This is a genomic window from Streptomyces sp. NPDC088817 (assembly GCF_044750345.1).
Classification (GTDB): domain Bacteria; phylum Actinomycetota; class Actinomycetes; order Streptomycetales; family Streptomycetaceae; genus Streptomyces.
In genome coordinates this window covers 89,153-104,677 of record NZ_JBIVJN010000005.1, presented here as the reverse complement: position 1 = coordinate 104,677, position 15,525 = coordinate 89,153, and the positions used below count along the sequence as shown (strand labels likewise).

Sequence of the window (15,525 nt, the reverse complement as noted above, 5' to 3'; positions counted from 1 at the left end):
TCTCGCTTGGTTCAAATGGCCTCAAGACACCACACAAGGGGCGACCGACTCCCTGGTGCGGCCGACACGGCGTGTATGTTCCGGGGCCGGGAGTCATGGAAGGGACCAAACCGGTGAACAAGAAGCTTGCGGCCGCACTGTCCGGCGGTGCGGTACTCGTACTGGCGCTGACGGGCTGCACCGACAGCGCCGCCGACAGCAAGAACGAGGCGCTGAACACCTGGGCCAAGCAGGTGTGCGACGCCGTGCAGCCGCAGGCGAAGAAGATCGAGGCCGCGAACACCGCCATCCAGAAGGAGACCTCGGACAACAGCGCGCCGGCCCAGGTCCAGAAGACCGACGCGCAGGCCTTCCAGGACATGGCCGACGCCTACAAGGCCATCGGGCAGGCCGTGAACACGGCCGGCGCACCCGAGGTCGACAACGGCCAGAAGAAGCAGCAGGACGCGGTCAAGGAGCTCAACGGCCTGTCGGCCTCGTACACCTCCCTGAAGGAGCAGGTGGACAAGCTCGACACCAAGAACCAGGCGAAGTTCGCGGACGGCCTCAAGGACATCGCCACCCGGCTGGACAAGCTGAGCCGGACCGGGAACGACGCGCTGAAGAACCTCGAGGAGGGCGACGTCGGCAGGGCGATGGCCCAGCAGCCGAGCTGCAAGTCCGCCTCCGCCACCCCGTCCTCCTCGGCCTCGTCCCCGGCGACGAGCGGCTGAGGTACGCGGACGCACGACGCGCGCTGGGACACGCCCGCTGAGCCACGCGCGCGTGTGCTGTCCGTCGGAGACGCTGTCGGTCGGAGACACGGCGCGGACCCGCACGCGCGCGTGCGCTGTCGGAGTGAGCCGACACAATGGGGGGCGTGAGTGACACCAGCCTGCCCGCACTGCCCGCCTCCGACCGACCTGACGTCGCCGCCCGGCTCAGGGACGCCCTGCTGGGCGCCTCCTTCACCGCCGACGGACTGCTCGAACTGCTCGGCGCGCCCGCGTACGCCGCGCTGGCGCGCAGCGAGACCGTTCCCGCGCTCCGGGCCACACGCGGCGACACGCCGCTGGAGCTGCTGGTCCGGCTGTTCCTGCTCCAGCAGCCGGTGCCGTACGCGCGCGTGGCGGACGTCCTGCCCGCCGAGGCGTGCCTGGAGACCGGCTGGCTGGTGCGCGTCGGCGCGGACGAGGTCGCCGCGGCCGTGGACGTCCGGCCCTACGGCGGACTCGACGGCGAGGACTGGTTCATCGTGTCCGACCTGGGCTGTGCGGTCGGCGGCGCGGGAGGGATCGGCAGCCGGGACGAGGGGGTCGTCCTCGGTGTCGGCGGCGCCTCCACGACCCTGGCCGGCATCACGGTCCGCACACCGGTGGGCTCCGCGCTCGACCTCGGCACCGGCTCCGGCATCCAGGCGCTGCACGCCGGCCGGCACGCCACGCGCGTGACCGCGACCGACGTCAATCCGCGCGCGCTGCACATCACCGCCCTGACGCTGGCGCTGTCCGGCGCGCGGGCCGCCGATCTGCGCCAGGGCTCGCTGTTCGAGCCGGTCCACGACGACGAGCGGTTCGACCTGATCGTGTCGAACCCGCCCTTCGTGATCTCCCCGGGCGCCCGGCTGACGTACCGCGACGGTGGGATGGCCGGGGACGATCTGTGCCGCACGCTCGTTCAGGAGGCGGGCGACCGGCTGAACGAGGGCGGATTCGCGCAGTTCCTCGCCAACTGGCAGCACGTCGAGGGGGAGGACTGGCAGGACAGGCTCAGGTCCTGGGTGCCCCGCGGGTGCGACGCGTGGATCGTGCAGCGCGAGGTGCAGGACGTCACGCAGTACGCCGAGCTGTGGCTGCGGGACGCGGGCGACCACCGCGGCGACGTGGCGGAGTACCAGCAGCGGTACGACGCCTGGCTGGACGAGTTCGAGGCGCGCAAGGTCAGGGCCGTGGGCTTCGGCTGGATCACGCTGCGCAGGACGAGCTCCGCGACGCCCTCGATCACCGTGGAGGAGTGGCCGCACCCGGTGGAGCAGCCGCTCGGCGACACGGTCAGGGCGCACTTCGCCCGCGTCGACTACCTGCGGGAACACGACGACGCCGCCCTGCTCGACGGTCATTTCCGGCTCGTGCGCGAGGTGGTCCAGGAGCAGGTCGGACTGCCCGGCGCCGAGGACCCCGAGCATGTCGTGCTGCGCCAGAACCGGGGGATGCGCCGGGCCACCGCGGTGGACACGGTGGGCGCCGGCTTCGCCGGTGTCTGCGACGGCACGCTCAGCGCCGGCCGCATCCTGGACGCCATCGCCCAGCTGATGGGCGAGAGTCCGCTTCTCCTGCGCGACCGCACACCGGCCCAGATCCGCCTGTTGGTGGAGCAGGGTTTCATCGAACCGGCGCAGAAACCGGGGGCAGAACCGGCTCAGTGACCGGTTCGACGGCCGGATCGGTGATCGGCTCGATGCCGGTTCGAGTGACCGGTGAGGCTGCGGGGGCGACGGCGAGTTCTCGTCGTTTCCGTGGCCTGTGAGTCCGTTTCGATCGGTCTCGGCCCCGCTTTTCGATCTTTGCTGGGGGTCGGGCGGGAAAAGGCGGAAAAAAAGCGGAGAGCTTGATTCCCGTCACGTGCGCAAGGGCTGGGGGCACTGCCCCGGGAAGCGGGACGACTCGTGTTCACCGCGGGTTCGTGTCGTCGTCGCCCGCGGCTGTCAGCCTCCCGTACCGGGGCGTCCGGGGGCGGGAGGGTACGCACATGGAGAGCGGTCCGGCGATCTTCACGGGAACGGTGTTCTCCCTGTTCGGAGCGGCCTTGTTGGGGTGGACGGCGGTCCGGGTCCGGCGCCGGGAACCCATCGCCGCCGGCCTGCCGCGGACCGCGTCGGCGGCCGTCGCGACGCTGGCCGCCGTGACCGCCCTGACCCTCGGCGTGTGGTGCTTCGGCCGGCTGTGAGAGCCGTGGCGCCGGTCCGGTCTCCGTAACTGAGAAATCACCCTCCGCATCAGCCCGAACGGCCTGGTGAGCACTCCGGGCGGCAGGAAGGGGGGTAGTCGGGTTACCGTTCGAGTGGCCGTTGCGGGCTTTTCCCGTTTGACACGGGGGCGGGATGTACCGTCACACTCCGCAGCGTCACCACGACCCGACCCCCGGGAAATCAAGGCCTGGGGAGGCCCCAGCGTCGACCGGAGAGAAGAGCGAAGTTGTCCCCGACCAGCGAGACCGCACAGGGCGGCCGCCGACTCGTCATCGTCGAGTCGCCTGCCAAGGCGAAGACGATCAAGGGCTACCTCGGCCCCGGCTACATCGTCGAGGCGAGCGTCGGGCACATCCGCGACCTTCCCAACGGCGCCGCGGAGGTCCCGGAGAAGTACACGGGCGAGGTCCGCCGCCTCGGTGTGGACGTGGAACACGACTTCCAGCCGATCTATGTCGTCAACGCGGACAAGAAGGCCCAGGTCAAGAAGCTCAAGGATCTGCTGAAGGAATCCGACGAGCTCTTCCTCGCCACCGATGAGGACCGCGAGGGCGAGGCCATCGCCTGGCACCTCCAGGAGGTGCTCAAGCCGAAGATCCCGGTCAAGCGGATGGTCTTCCACGAGATCACCAAGGACGCCATCCGGGAGGCGGTCGCCAACCCGCGCCAGCTCAACCAGCGGCTGGTCGACGCCCAGGAGACCCGACGCATCCTCGACCGCCTCTACGGCTACGAGGTCTCGCCCGTGCTGTGGAAGAAGGTCATGCCGCGGCTGTCGGCGGGCCGGGTCCAGTCCGTGGCGACGCGGCTCGTGGTCGAGCGGGAGCGCGAGCGCATGGCGTTCCGCTCCGCCGCGTACTGGGACCTGACCGGCACCTTCGCGACCGGCCGCGCGGGCGACCCGAGCGACCCGTCGTCGCTGGTCGCACGGCTGCAGAGCGTCGACGGCAGGCGCGTCGCGCAGGGCCGCGACTTCGACTCCCTGGGCCGGCTCAAGAGCGAGAGCATCCTCCACCTGGACGAGGCGAACGCCCGCGCGCTCGCCGCTGCCCTGGAGGACACCCGCTTCTCCGTCCGCTCGGTCGAGTCCAAGCCGTACCGCCGCTCGCCGTATGCGCCGTTCCGTACGACGACGCTCCAGCAGGAGGCCAGCCGCAAGCTCGGCTTCGGGGCGAAGGCGACCATGCAGATCGCGCAGAAGCTGTACGAGAACGGCTTCATCACGTACATGCGTACGGACTCCACGACCCTGAGCGACACGGCGATCACCGCCGCGCGCGCCCAGGTCACCCACCTCTACGGCGCCGACTACCTGCCGCCGCAGCCCCGTACGTACGCCGGCAAGGTCAAGAACGCGCAGGAGGCGCACGAGGCGATCCGTCCTTCGGGTGATCGTTTCCGCACGCCCGCCGAGACGTCCCTGACCGGCGACCAGTTCAAGCTCTACGAGCTGATCTGGAAGCGGACGGTCGCCTCCCAGATGAAGGACGCGACCGGCAACAGCGTGACCGTGAGGATCGGCGGCACCGCCGCCGACGGCCGGGACGTCGAGTTCAGCGCGTCCGGCAAGACGATCACCTTCCACGGCTTCCTCAAGGCGTACGTCGAGGGTGCCGACGACCCCAACGCCGAGCTCGACGACCGCGAGCGCCGGCTGCCCCAGGTCGGCGAGGGCGACGCGCTCACGGCCGAGGAGATCACGGTCGACGGCCACGCCACCAAGCCCCCGGCCCGCTACACCGAGGCCAGCCTGGTCAAGGAGCTGGAGGAGCGGGAGATCGGCCGCCCGTCGACGTACGCGTCGATCATCGGCACGATCCTCGACCGCGGCTACGTCTTCAAGAAGGGCACGGCCCTGGTGCCGTCCTTCCTGTCCTTCGCCGTGGTCAACCTCCTGGAGAAGCACTTCGGGCGGCTCGTCGACTACGACTTCACCGCCCGGATGGAGGACGACCTCGACCGCATCGCGCGCGGTGAGGCGAAGGCCGTGCCGTGGCTGAAGCGCTTCTACTTCGGCGAGACGGCGCCCGAAGGCGCTCTCGCCGCGGGCGGTCCCGGCGGCGCCGCCGAGGCCGGCAACGGCGACGGGGACCACCTCGGCGGCCTCAAGGAGCTGGTGACCGACCTGGGCGCCATCGACGCGCGCGAGGTGTCGTCCTTCCCGGTAGGCAACGACATCGTGCTGCGGGTCGGCCGCTACGGCCCGTACATCGAGCGCGGTGAGAAGGAGACCGACACCCACCAGCGCGCCGACATCCCGGACGACCTGGCCCCCGACGAGCTGTCCGTCGAGTTCGCCGAGGAACTGCTCGCCAGGCCGAGCGGTGACTTCGAGCTGGGCACCGACCCGGCCACCGGCCGCACGATCGTCGCCAAGGACGGCCGCTACGGCCCGTACGTCACCGAGGTGCTCCCCGAGGGCACCCCGAAGACCGGCAAGAACGCGGTCAAGGCGCGGACGGCCTCGCTGTTCAAGTCGATGGCCCTGGACACGGTCACCCTGGACGACGCCCTGAAGCTCATGTCGCTGCCGCGTGTCGTCGGCGCCGACGCGGAGGGCCAGGAGATCACCGCGCAGAACGGCCGCTACGGTCCGTACCTGAAGAAGGGGACGGACTCGCGTTCCCTGCAGTCCGAGGACCAGCTCTTCACGATCACGCTGGAAGAGGCGCTGGCGATCTACGCCCAGCCCAAGCAGCGGGGCCGGGCGGCCGCCAAGCCGCCGCTGAAGGAGCTCGGCGCGGACCCGGTCAGCGGCAAGCCGGTCGTGGTGAAGGACGGCCGCTTCGGCCCGTACGTCACCGACGGCGAGACCAACGCGACCCTGCGCTCCGGCGACAGTGTCGAGGAGATCACCCCGGAGCGCGGTTTCGAGCTCCTCGCCGAGAAGCGCGCGAAGGCCCCGGCCAAGAAGACCGCGAAGAAGGCCGCCGCCAAGAAGACGACGGCGAAGAAGACGGCGTCCACGGCCGCGAAGAAGACCGCGGCGAAGAAGACGACCACCGCCAAGAAGACGGCGGCCAAGAAGACCACCGCGAAGGCGACGGCCGCGAAGGCGACGGCCGCCAAGGCGGCGGACGACTGATCGCGCGGCGGATCCGTCACGGCTCCTCTCCGGAGGGCCGGTCGCCTCGCGGATCCCTCAGGGCTCCTTTGCAAAAGGCACGCCTCGGCATCACTTTGGTGTCGGGGCGTGCGTACGTCCGGTCGGTCACTCCATGCTGTCGGTGCGTCCCGATAGGCTGAACGCATGACGCGAGCCGAGCAGCCAACGGCCCACACCTCCGCACCCGACGACGCTCTCCTGACCGATTCCCGCGAGCGCGCCGTCCGCGCCCTGCTGCACCGGCCGCAGTTGCGGCGGTTGTGGAGCGCCCAACTGGCCGGAGGTGTCGGGGACACCCTCGCGCTCCTGGTCCTGGTCGTCCTCGCCCTCCAGACGGCGGCCGTCACCGGCCCCTTCGGCGGTGGCTATCGGGGCGTGGCCTTCGCAGTGGCGACGGTCTTCGGGGTACGCGTCCTGGCGACGCTGTTCTTCGGCGCGGTCCTCCTCGGACCGCTCACCTCGCTCACCTCCCAGGAGGGGCCGCTCGACCGGCGCTGGACCATGGTCGGCGCCGACGGGCTGCGTGCCGCCCTGCTGATCGTCGCCCCGCTGTGGATCGACTGGACGCCGGACAACGCCCTGCTCCTCCTGCTGGTCACCGTCTTCGTGACCGGGGCCGCCGAGCGCGTCTGGAGCGTGTGCCGGGAGGGCGCGGCCCCCGCGCTGCTGCCCGCCCCGCCCCCGGAGGGCGCCACGGTGCGCCCGCTGCCGGACCACATGGACGCCCTGCGCCGCCTGTCGCTGCGGACCACCTTCCTGGCGGTCCCGCTGGCGGCCGCCGCCCTGGTCGTCGCCTCCCTGGTCAACAACCTCCTGGGCACCGCGGTCGCCTGGTTCGACCAGCACCAGGCGGCCCTGGGCGCGTACGTCGCGGCCGGCCTGTTCGCCGCGTCCCTGTCCGTGCTGACCTACCTGGAACTGCCCGGCACCCGCACCCCGCGCCCGCGCTCGCCGCTGGAGGGACTGCGCCGCCCGAAGACGGGCTCCGGTGTCGACAAGGGCCGCACGGGTGCCGTGCCGCTGCTCGTGCTCGCCTGCGCGTCCGTCGCCGCGGCGATCGCCGCCGCCGTCGCCGTCTGCGTGCTGCACGCCACGGACCTGCACGGCGGTCCGGTGCTGTACGGGCTGGCGGTGCTCGCCCTGACCGGCGGGGTCGCGGTCGGCATCCGCACGGCGCCGAGGGCGCTGGTCTCCCTGTCGCGGCGGCGGCTGCTGGCCCTGACGATCGCCCTCACCGGCGTCGCCCTGCTCGCCGCCGGACTGGTCCCCGACGTCACCACGGTCCTGCTGATCCTCGCGCTGGCCGGCGTGAGCGCGGGCGCCGCCGCCAACACCGGGCACACACTGCTCGACCAGGAAGCCGAGGACTACCGCAAGCCCCGCATGACCGAGCACCTGCACGCGGTGGTGTGCGTGTTCGTGGCGCTCGGTGCCGTACTCGCTCCCGTGGTCGCGGCCGGGATCGGCCCGCACCGGCTCCAGGACGGCCGGTTCGTGTTCGCGCACGGCGGCGCCGCGTTCACGCTGATGCTGGTCGGCGCGCTGCTGCTGCCGGTGGCCGCGCTGGTCCTCGCCAAGGTCGACGACCGCTCCGGCGTACCGCTGCGGCAGGACCTCGTCGACGCCCTGCGGGGCGGCGATGACCCGGTGACGGCTCCCGCGCAGTCCGGGTTCTTCATCGCCCTGGAGGGCGGCGACGGCGCCGGAAAGTCCACGCAGGCCGAGGCGCTCGCCGACTGGATCAGGTCCAAGGGCCACGAGGTCGTCCTCACCCGCGAGCCGGGTGCCACTCCCGTGGGCAAGCGGCTGCGCTCGATCCTGCTGGACGTGTCATCCCAGGGACTGTCCCACCGCGCGGAGGCCCTGCTGTACGCCGCCGACCGCGCGGAGCACGTCGACACGGTCGTACGGCCCGCGCTGAAGCGGGGCGCCGTGGTGATCACCGACCGGTACATCGACTCCTCCGTCGCCTACCAGGGCGCGGGCCGCGACCTGTCCCCGACGGAGATCGCGCGGATCTCCCGCTGGGCGACGAACGGCCTTGTGCCGCATCTGACGGTCCTGCTGGACGTCTCGCCGGAGACCGCCCGCGAGCGGTTCACGGAGGCGCCCGACCGCCTGGAGTCGGAGCCGGCCGAGTTCCACGCGCGCGTGCGGTCCGGTTTCCTGGCGCTGGCCGCCGCCGACCCCGGCCGCTACCTCGTGGTGGACGCCGGGCAGGAGCCGGAGGCGGTGACCACGGTCGTCCGGCACCGGCTCGACCAGATGCTGCCGCTGTCCGAGGCCGAGCAGAAGGCGCAGGAGGAAGCGCGCAGGAAGGCCGAGGAGGAGGCGCGCCTCAGGGCGGAGGAGGAGGCCCGGCGCAAGGCCGAGGAGGAGCGCCAGGAGCGCGAACGCCAGGAGCAGCTGGCCCGGCTGCGCGCCGAGGAGGAGGAGCGCAAGCGGCGCGAGCTGGAGGAGGCGCAGCGGCTCGAGGCGGAGCGGCAGGCCGAGGAGGCCCGCCGGCGCGCCGAGGAGGCCCGCCGCAAGGCCGAGGAGGAACAGGCCCGGCTGCTCGCCGAGGAGCGGGCACGGGCGGAGGCCGAGGAGCGCCGCAAGGTCGAGGAGGAGCAGCGGCGTCGGCAGGCCGAGGAGGAGCAGCGGCTGCGCGCCGAGGCCGAGGCACGGCGGCTGGAGAAGCAGCGCAAGGCGGAGGAGGCCCTGCGCCGGGCCGAGGAGGCCCGACGGGCGGCGGAGGAGGCGGCGGCCACCGCACAGACGGGTCCCCGCCGCTCCACGGAACCCTCGGCCGCGGCGGTGCCGCCGGAGGCGCTGACCGTGCCGACGCCGGTGGTGACGCCGACGAACGCTTCGGGCGGGCCCGTGGACGAGACCGCGGTGCTGCCGCCGGTGCGGGACGAGCGGACGGGCGGCGAGCCTTCGGGCGGGCGCTCGGACCGGGGCACGGGCCGGGGCTCGGACCAGGACAGGGGCCGCGGCTCGGGCGAGGACTCCCGTGGGACGTCCCGCGCGTCGGCGGAACCGGGGCGTCGGCGGACGGCGGGCGAGTCGGAGTCCGAGGTGACCGCGAAGCTGCCGAAGCCCGTGGTGGCGCCGGGCGCCGCCGACGAGACGGCCGTACTGCCGCCCGTCCCGCCGGGAGCCGTGGACGAGACCGCCGTACTGCCGGCCTTCACGCCGGGGGCCGCGGACGAGACGGCGGTCCTGCCCCCGGTGCGCGGGGAGGATCCCGCGGACCGGGTACCGCCCGGTTTCTTCCGGGACGAGCGGGACGGGCGGGGCGAGCGGTTCCGGGCCGTTCGGCACGACGACGGCGACGACCGTACGAGGGAGCTGCCCCAGGTCGACGCCGAGGCGGTCGCCCGGCGGCGGCCGCGGCCGGACTGGGCCGAGGAGACGCCCCTCGACGACCTGCCGACCCTGGCGGACGAACTGCTGGGCCCGCGCGAGGACGGCGAGGCGCCCGACGACGGCGAGGGCGGCCGGGGCAGGGGCCGGCGGCGCTGAGCCGAACCCCGTGCCGGCATGGCGCCGAGGCTCCGCCCATGGAGACTTCACCCATGCCGGCGGGGCCCGGCCCGCGTCACGGAGACGGCCGTCGGCGTGGGGCTCGTCGGAGCCGCCCGCCGCGTTGTCAGTGGCGCCCCGCACAATGGTTCCCGGATCACGAACCATGACGGACATGACGACATGACGAGAGGCGGCGTGACCCATGAGCGTGTGGGACGACCTCGTCGGGCAGGAGCGCGTCGGTGAACAGCTGACCGCCGCCGCCCGGGACGCCGACGCCCTGGTCACCGCGGCCACCACGGGCGCGCCGCCGCCGGAGGCGTCGAAGATGACGCACGCGTGGCTGTTCACCGGACCGCCCGGCGCGGGGACCACGCAGACGGCGCGGGCCTTCGCCGCCGCCCTCCAGTGCGTGAGCCCCGACCGCGCCCTCGGCGGGGTCCCGGGCTGCGGCTTCTGCGACGGCTGCCACACGGCGCTGATCGGCACCCACGCCGACGTCAACACGGTCGCCGCCGTGGGCACGCAGATCCTCGCCGACGACATGCGGGACACCGTGCGCAAGTCGTTCACCGCCCCGGCGACCGGCCGCTGGCAGGTGATCCTCGTCGAGGACGCCGAGCGGCTGAACGAGAAGTCCGCCAACGCCGTGCTGAAGGCCGTCGAGGAGCCCGCCCCGCGTACGGTCTGGCTGCTGTGCGCCCCCTCGGTCGAGGACGTCCTGCCCACGATCCGCTCCCGCTGCCGGCACGTGAACCTGCGCACCCCGTCGGTGGACGCCGTGGCCGACATGCTCGTACGCCGTGAGGGCGTCGAACCCGCCGTCGCGGCCGCCGCGGCCCGCGCCACCCAGGGCCACATCGACCGGGCCCGCCGCCTGGCCACCGACCCCGCCGCACGCGAACGCCGGGCCACCGTCCTGAAGCTCCCGCTGCGCGTGGACGAGATAGGCGGCTGCCTCAGGGCGGCCCAGGAACTGGTCGACGCGGCGGCGGACGACGCCAAGGCGCTCGCGGAGGAGATGGACGTCAAGGAGGCCGAGGAGCTGAAGGCGGCGCTCGGCGCGTCCCAGGGCGGCCGGCTGCCCCGGGGCACGGCAGGCGTGATGAAGGACCTGGAGGACAAGCAGAAGCGCCGCCGCACCCGCACCCAGCGCGACAGCCTCGACCTCGCCCTGACCGACCTCACCGGCCTCTACCGGGACGTCCTGGCCCTCCAGCTCGGCTCCCGCATCGCCATCGCCAACGTGGACGTCGAGGACACCCTGGAGCGCCTCGCCCGCGGCGGCTCGCCCGAGTCCACCCTGCGCCGCATAGAGGCCATCGCGGCCTGCCGCGACGCCCTCGACCGCAACGTGGCCCCGCTGCTGGCGGTGGAGGCGATGACGATGGCCCTGAGAGCGGGCTGACGGGGCCCGGTCGCCCTGACACCGGCGTCACTCGTACGAGCAACGCTCCGCACGTAACGCACTCCTGTGATCGCGGAGAGTTACGCTCGCTGGATGCACATCAGGCGCGCCCTCAGTCCGAACAGCAGCAGAGGCCCTCGGCCCCGAACCCCCCTCCGCGCGGCACGCGCGGGCGGCACCCTCCTGGCGGCCGCCGCCCTGCTGGTCTCGGCCTGCTCCCCAGGCACCACGCAGCGCCGGACCGAGCCCGCGGCGGTCGCGGAGCTGGCCGCGCTGCCGCAGTCCACGCCGGCCGCCCTGGCGCCGTACTACGGGCAGAAGCCGGCCTGGCGCGACTGCGGGGTGGCCGGCTTCGAGTGCGCGACGGTCAAGGCGCCGCTCGACTACGACCGGCCCGACGGCGGCGACGTCCGGCTGGCCGTGGCCCGCAAGAAGGCGTCCGGCCCGGGCAAGCGGCTCGGCTCGCTCCTGGTGAACCCGGGCGGGCCGGGCGGCTCGGCCATCGCGTATCTCCAGCACTTCGCCGGTGCCGGCTACCCGGAGGAGGTCCGCGCCCGCTACGACCTGGTCGCGATGGACCCGCGCGGGGTCTCCCGCAGCGACGCCGTGCAGTGCCTCGACGACCGGGACATGGACGCGTACACGCAGACCGACTTCACGCCCGACGACCGCAAGGAGATCGACGCGCTCGTCGCCTCGTACCGCAAGTTCGCGGAGGGCTGCGGCACGCACGCCGCCCGGCTGCTGCGGCACGTCTCCACCGTGGAGGCGGCACGCGACATGGACATCCTGCGCGCGGTGCTGGGCGACGGAAGGCTGAACTACGTCGGCGCCTCGTACGGGACCTTCCTCGGGGCGACGTACGCCGGGCTGTTCCCGCAACGGGTCGGCCGCCTGGTCCTGGACGGGGCCATGGACCCCTCGCTGTCGGCGCGCCGGATGAACCTGGACCAGGCGGTGGGCTTCGACGGGGCCTTCCAGTCGTTCGCGAAGGACTGCGTACGGCAGAACGACTGCCCGCTCGGCGACCACGGCGCGACACCTCAGCAGGTCGGCGACCAGCTCGCCGCCTTCTTCCGCAAGCTCGACGCCCACCCGATCCCCGCCGGTGACGCCGGCGGCCGCAGCCTCGGCGAATCCCTCGGCACCATCGGGGTGATCGCGGCGATGTACGACCAGGCGGCCTGGCCGCAACTGCGCGCGGCGCTGACGTCGGCGATGAAGCGGAACGACGGCGCCGCGCTGCTGGCCCTCGCCGACAGCTACTACGAGCGCGACTCCGGCGGCCACTACACCAACCTGATGTACGCCAACGCGGCCGTGAACTGCCTGGACCTGCCGGCCCCCTTCACGGACCCCGAGCAGGTGGAGGAAGCCCTCCCCGCCTTCGAGAAGGCATCCCCGGTCTTCGGCCGCGGCCTCGCCTGGAACACGCTGAACTGCGCGTACTGGCCGGTGAAGCCCACCGGTCTGCCCCACCGCATCGAGGCCAAGGGAGCCGCACCCATCGTGGTGGTCGGCACCACCCGCGACCCGGCGACCCCCTACCGCTGGGCCCAGGGCCTGTCCCGCCAGCTCGCCTCGGCCCGCCTGCTGACCTTCGACGGCGACGGCCACACCGCCTACCGCCGCGGCAGCGGCTGCATCGACTCCGAGATCAACACCTATCTCCTCGAGGGAACCCCTCCGGCGAACGGCAAGCGCTGCCCGTAACCACCGCCCCGCCCCCGGCGCCCCCGTCCCAGGGGCGCCCCGGGGCGTGTACGAAGCACCCCGGGAACTGTGTAGACTTACGGACGTTGCTGATCGCACCATGGTGCCGGCAGCACGCCGCTTTAGCTCAGATGGCCAGAGCAACGCACTCGTAATGCGTAGGTCTCGGGTTCGAATCCCGAAAGCGGCTCCATCGAAAGCCCAGCTCACATCTCTCTGAGCTGGGCTTTTTCGTTCACCGATAGCACTACCAGGACTTCCGCGGAGCCGCGCGGGCCCCAGCACGCGGCCGCGGAGCCGGTCGAGTTCGCCGCCGCGGGTGGCAGGCGTACTTTTGGAATCAGGCAAGGGTGACTCCCTGATTGGAACGTCCGGCGGCATCTTCGGGCGGCCCAGGGGTTCAGGGCCAAGGCCTGGAACGCCGGATCCAAGCGGGGTACGTACTCACACGGCACGCGCGGAGGGGCCATGGCCGAGCTCGGTAAGGCGGGCGACCCGCCGAACCCTGCCGCCGTGCTGCGCGAGCCCGCACGGCTGGCCGCGGTGGACGCCGTCCGCGCCGTCGACGCGCTGGCCGCGGACACCTTCGCCCGGTCCGTGGACCTGGCCGAGCGGCTGCTGGACACCCGTATGGCGCTGATCAGCCTGGCCGGGGCGGACCAGCAGTACTTCCGGGGCGACAACGGCAGGGCCGTACCGTGGCACGGGGAGCAGGAACGGGTCGACTGGTGTTTCTGTTCCGAGGTGGTGGTCTCGGGCCGGCCGCTGGCCATCGACGACGTCCGCCACGACTCCGCGCACCGTGCCGACCGCGCGATCGCCGCCACCGGCATGCGCGCCTACCTGGGCGTACCGCTGCTCCTGGAGGAACTGCCGGTCGGCGTGCTGTACGTGATCGACACCAGGCCGCGGCTGTGGGACCCGGATCAGCAGCATGCCCTGGAGCAACTGGGCGCCTCGGTGATGAGCGAGATCCGGTTGCGGCTGGACGCGGCCGAGCACGGCCGGCTCTACGCGCGGGCCGCGGCCGCCGCCGTCGTCGAGCACAGACGATCACAGCAGTTGCAGGACCTGGCTCGGGCCAGTCTGCGCATCAACGCCGCGCCCTCGCTGGACTTCGCCCTCCAGACGGCCACCGAGGAGGCCAGGGCGCTGGTTGGCACGCACCAGTCGGTCACCAGCATGACCACGAACCTCCGCTGGGCCCAGGCGATCAACGCGGTCTCCCTGTCGGACAAGTACGGCGAGTACCGCTTCTTCGACGAGCCCCCGGCCGGAGAGGGGATCTACGTCCTGGTCTGCAAGGACAACAGGCCGATGCGGATGACCCAGGACGAGCTGGAAGCGCATCCCGCCTGGCGGGGCTTCGGCTCCTACGCCCCGGTCCATCCGCCGATGCGCGGCTGGCTGGCCGTCCCGCTGATCGCCACCGACGGCCGCAACCTGGGGCTGATCCAGCTCTCGGACAAGACGGACGGCGGTGACTTCACGGCCGACGACGAGGCGGTCCTCGTCCAGCTCGCCCAGCTGGCCTCGGCGAGCATAGAGAAGGCCGCGGCGCTGGAGAACCAGTACGAGATCGCGCGCACCCTGCAGAGCAGTCTGCTGCCGCAGCAGCTGCCCGAGCAGTCGGCGGTGTCGGCCGCCTCCCGCTATCTGCCCGCAGCGGCCCGCGCCGGCGTCGGCGGCGACTGGTTCGACGTGATCGGGCTCTCCAGCGCCCGGGTCGCGCTGGTGGTCGGGGACGTGGTCGGACACGGCATCCACGCTGCCGCGGCCATGGGCAGGCTGCGTACGGCCGTGCGCACCCTGGCCGATGTCGATCCGACCCCCGAGGAGCTGCTCACCCGCCTGGACGACCTGGTGAACCGGCAGTCCGCGGAATCCGGCGACGACGGTGCCGACCCGGCGCACGGAGGCTCCGCCGATGTCGGGACCACCTGCCTGTACGCGGTGTACGACCCGGTGACCGGGCGCTGCGCGCTGGCCCGGGCCGGCCATCCGGCGCCGATCGTCGTGGCCCCGGACGGCAGCGCCGACTTCCTCGACCTGCCGCCCGGGCCGCCGCTCGGTGTCGGCGGCGTGCCGTTCGAGGCGGTGGAGGTCGAGGTGCCGGAGGGCAGTCTGCTCGCCTTCTACACCGACGGCCTGATCGAGTCCCGGCAGCGCGACCTGGAGGCGGGGCTGGAGGAACTGCGCCAGGCACTGACCGAACCGTGCGACTCGCTGGAAGCGCTGTGCGACCACGTGGTCAAGACGCTGCTGCCCGAGCCCCCGGCCGACGACGCCGCGCTGCTGCTGGTCCGGCCGCACAGCCTGGACGAGACGCGCGTCGCCACCTGGGACATCGCCGCGGAACCGGCCGAAGTCGCCCGGATCCGCGCCCGCACCGCCCGCCTGCTGGCCGCCTGGGGCCTGGAGGAGATGGGCTTCGTGACCGAGCTGGTGGTGAGCGAGTTGGTCACCAACGCCATCCGCTACGGCCAGCCCCCCATACAGATGCGGCTCATCCACGACCGGACGATCATCTGCGAGGTCTCCGACGCCAGCAGTACCGCCCCGCATCTGCACCAGGCCCGCATCTTCGACGAGGGCGGACGCGGCCTGATGCTGGTCGCCCAGCTCACCCAGCGCTGGGGCACCCGCCACGCCCGCGACGGCAAGACCATCTGGTGCGAGCTGGCCCTGCCGGCGGAGGGCGAACCGGTTCAGGGTCTGTCCGTGGCAGGACTGGCGAGGCTGGACGGTCTCGAAGGGCTGGACGGTCTGGAAGGGCTGTCCGTGGACGGGCTGCTGCCGCCCGACGCGGAGCAGTAGCGCGGCGAACAGCGGTCCGCGCCG

At 72.7% G+C, this 15,525-nt stretch carries 8 protein-coding genes and 1 tRNA gene; all 9 read left to right on the top strand.

The window, feature by feature from the left end; translation table 11 throughout:
• The first annotated feature begins 95 nt into the window (after nucleotides 1-95).
• The 9 genes from ACIP4X_RS11090 to ACIP4X_RS11050 all read left to right on the top strand — a co-directional run bounded on the left by ACIP4X_RS11090 (nucleotide 96) and on the right by ACIP4X_RS11050 (nucleotide 15,501).
• The gene (locus ACIP4X_RS11090; protein WP_358733462.1) at nucleotides 96-713 is read left to right on the top strand and encodes a small secreted protein; all 618 of its coding nucleotides are present in this window, start codon (nucleotides 96-98) and stop codon (nucleotides 711-713) included.
• 137 nt (nucleotides 714-850) lie between these two features.
• Entirely contained in the window at nucleotides 851-2,404 is a 1,554-nt protein-coding gene (locus ACIP4X_RS11085; protein WP_391458773.1) for a methyltransferase, read from the top strand.
• Nucleotides 2,405-2,727: 323 nt separating this feature from the next.
• Entirely contained in the window at nucleotides 2,728-2,925 is a 198-nt protein-coding gene (locus ACIP4X_RS11080) for a hypothetical protein (RefSeq protein ID WP_391458775.1), read from the top strand.
• A 248-nt stretch (nucleotides 2,926-3,173) separates the two neighbouring features.
• Entirely contained in the window at nucleotides 3,174-6,032 is a 2,859-nt protein-coding gene (topA, locus tag ACIP4X_RS11075; protein ID WP_358733456.1) for a type I DNA topoisomerase, read from the top strand.
• A 165-nt stretch (nucleotides 6,033-6,197) separates the two neighbouring features.
• The gene (tmk, locus tag ACIP4X_RS11070) at nucleotides 6,198-9,560 is read left to right on the top strand and encodes a dTMP kinase (RefSeq protein WP_391458777.1); all 3,363 of its coding nucleotides are present in this window, start codon (nucleotides 6,198-6,200) and stop codon (nucleotides 9,558-9,560) included.
• A gap of 205 nt (nucleotides 9,561-9,765) precedes the next feature.
• The gene (locus ACIP4X_RS11065) at nucleotides 9,766-10,971 is read left to right on the top strand and encodes a DNA polymerase III subunit delta' (RefSeq protein WP_358733453.1); all 1,206 of its coding nucleotides are present in this window, start codon (nucleotides 9,766-9,768) and stop codon (nucleotides 10,969-10,971) included.
• Between the two features lie 93 nt (nucleotides 10,972-11,064).
• The gene (locus tag ACIP4X_RS11060) at nucleotides 11,065-12,684 is read left to right on the top strand and encodes an alpha/beta hydrolase (protein ID WP_358733451.1); all 1,620 of its coding nucleotides are present in this window, start codon (nucleotides 11,065-11,067) and stop codon (nucleotides 12,682-12,684) included.
• A gap of 116 nt (nucleotides 12,685-12,800) precedes the next feature.
• Nucleotides 12,801-12,877, top strand: a tRNA-Thr gene (locus ACIP4X_RS11055).
• Between the two features lie 275 nt (nucleotides 12,878-13,152).
• Entirely contained in the window at nucleotides 13,153-15,501 is a 2,349-nt protein-coding gene (locus ACIP4X_RS11050; RefSeq protein ID WP_391458780.1) for a SpoIIE family protein phosphatase, read from the top strand.
• The last annotated feature ends 24 nt before the right edge of the window (nucleotides 15,502-15,525 follow it).

What these genes read in the sequence shown, in the direction of transcription:
- ACIP4X_RS11090 (WP_358733462.1), top strand. Translation starts at nt 96, where the DNA reads ATGGAAGGGACCAAACCGGTGAACAAGAAGCTTGCGGCCGCACTGTCC.
- ACIP4X_RS11085 (WP_391458773.1), top strand. Translation starts at nt 851, where the DNA reads ATGGGGGGCGTGAGTGACACCAGCCTGCCCGCACTGCCCGCCTCCGAC.
- ACIP4X_RS11080 (WP_391458775.1), top strand. Translation starts at nt 2,728, where the DNA reads ATGGAGAGCGGTCCGGCGATCTTCACGGGAACGGTGTTCTCCCTGTTC.
- tmk (WP_391458777.1), top strand. Translation starts at nt 6,198, where the DNA reads ATGACGCGAGCCGAGCAGCCAACGGCCCACACCTCCGCACCCGACGAC.
- ACIP4X_RS11065 (WP_358733453.1), top strand. Translation starts at nt 9,766, where the DNA reads ATGAGCGTGTGGGACGACCTCGTCGGGCAGGAGCGCGTCGGTGAACAG.
- ACIP4X_RS11060 (WP_358733451.1), top strand. Translation starts at nt 11,065, where the DNA reads ATGCACATCAGGCGCGCCCTCAGTCCGAACAGCAGCAGAGGCCCTCGG.
- ACIP4X_RS11050 (WP_391458780.1), top strand. Translation starts at nt 13,153, where the DNA reads ATGGCCGAGCTCGGTAAGGCGGGCGACCCGCCGAACCCTGCCGCCGTG.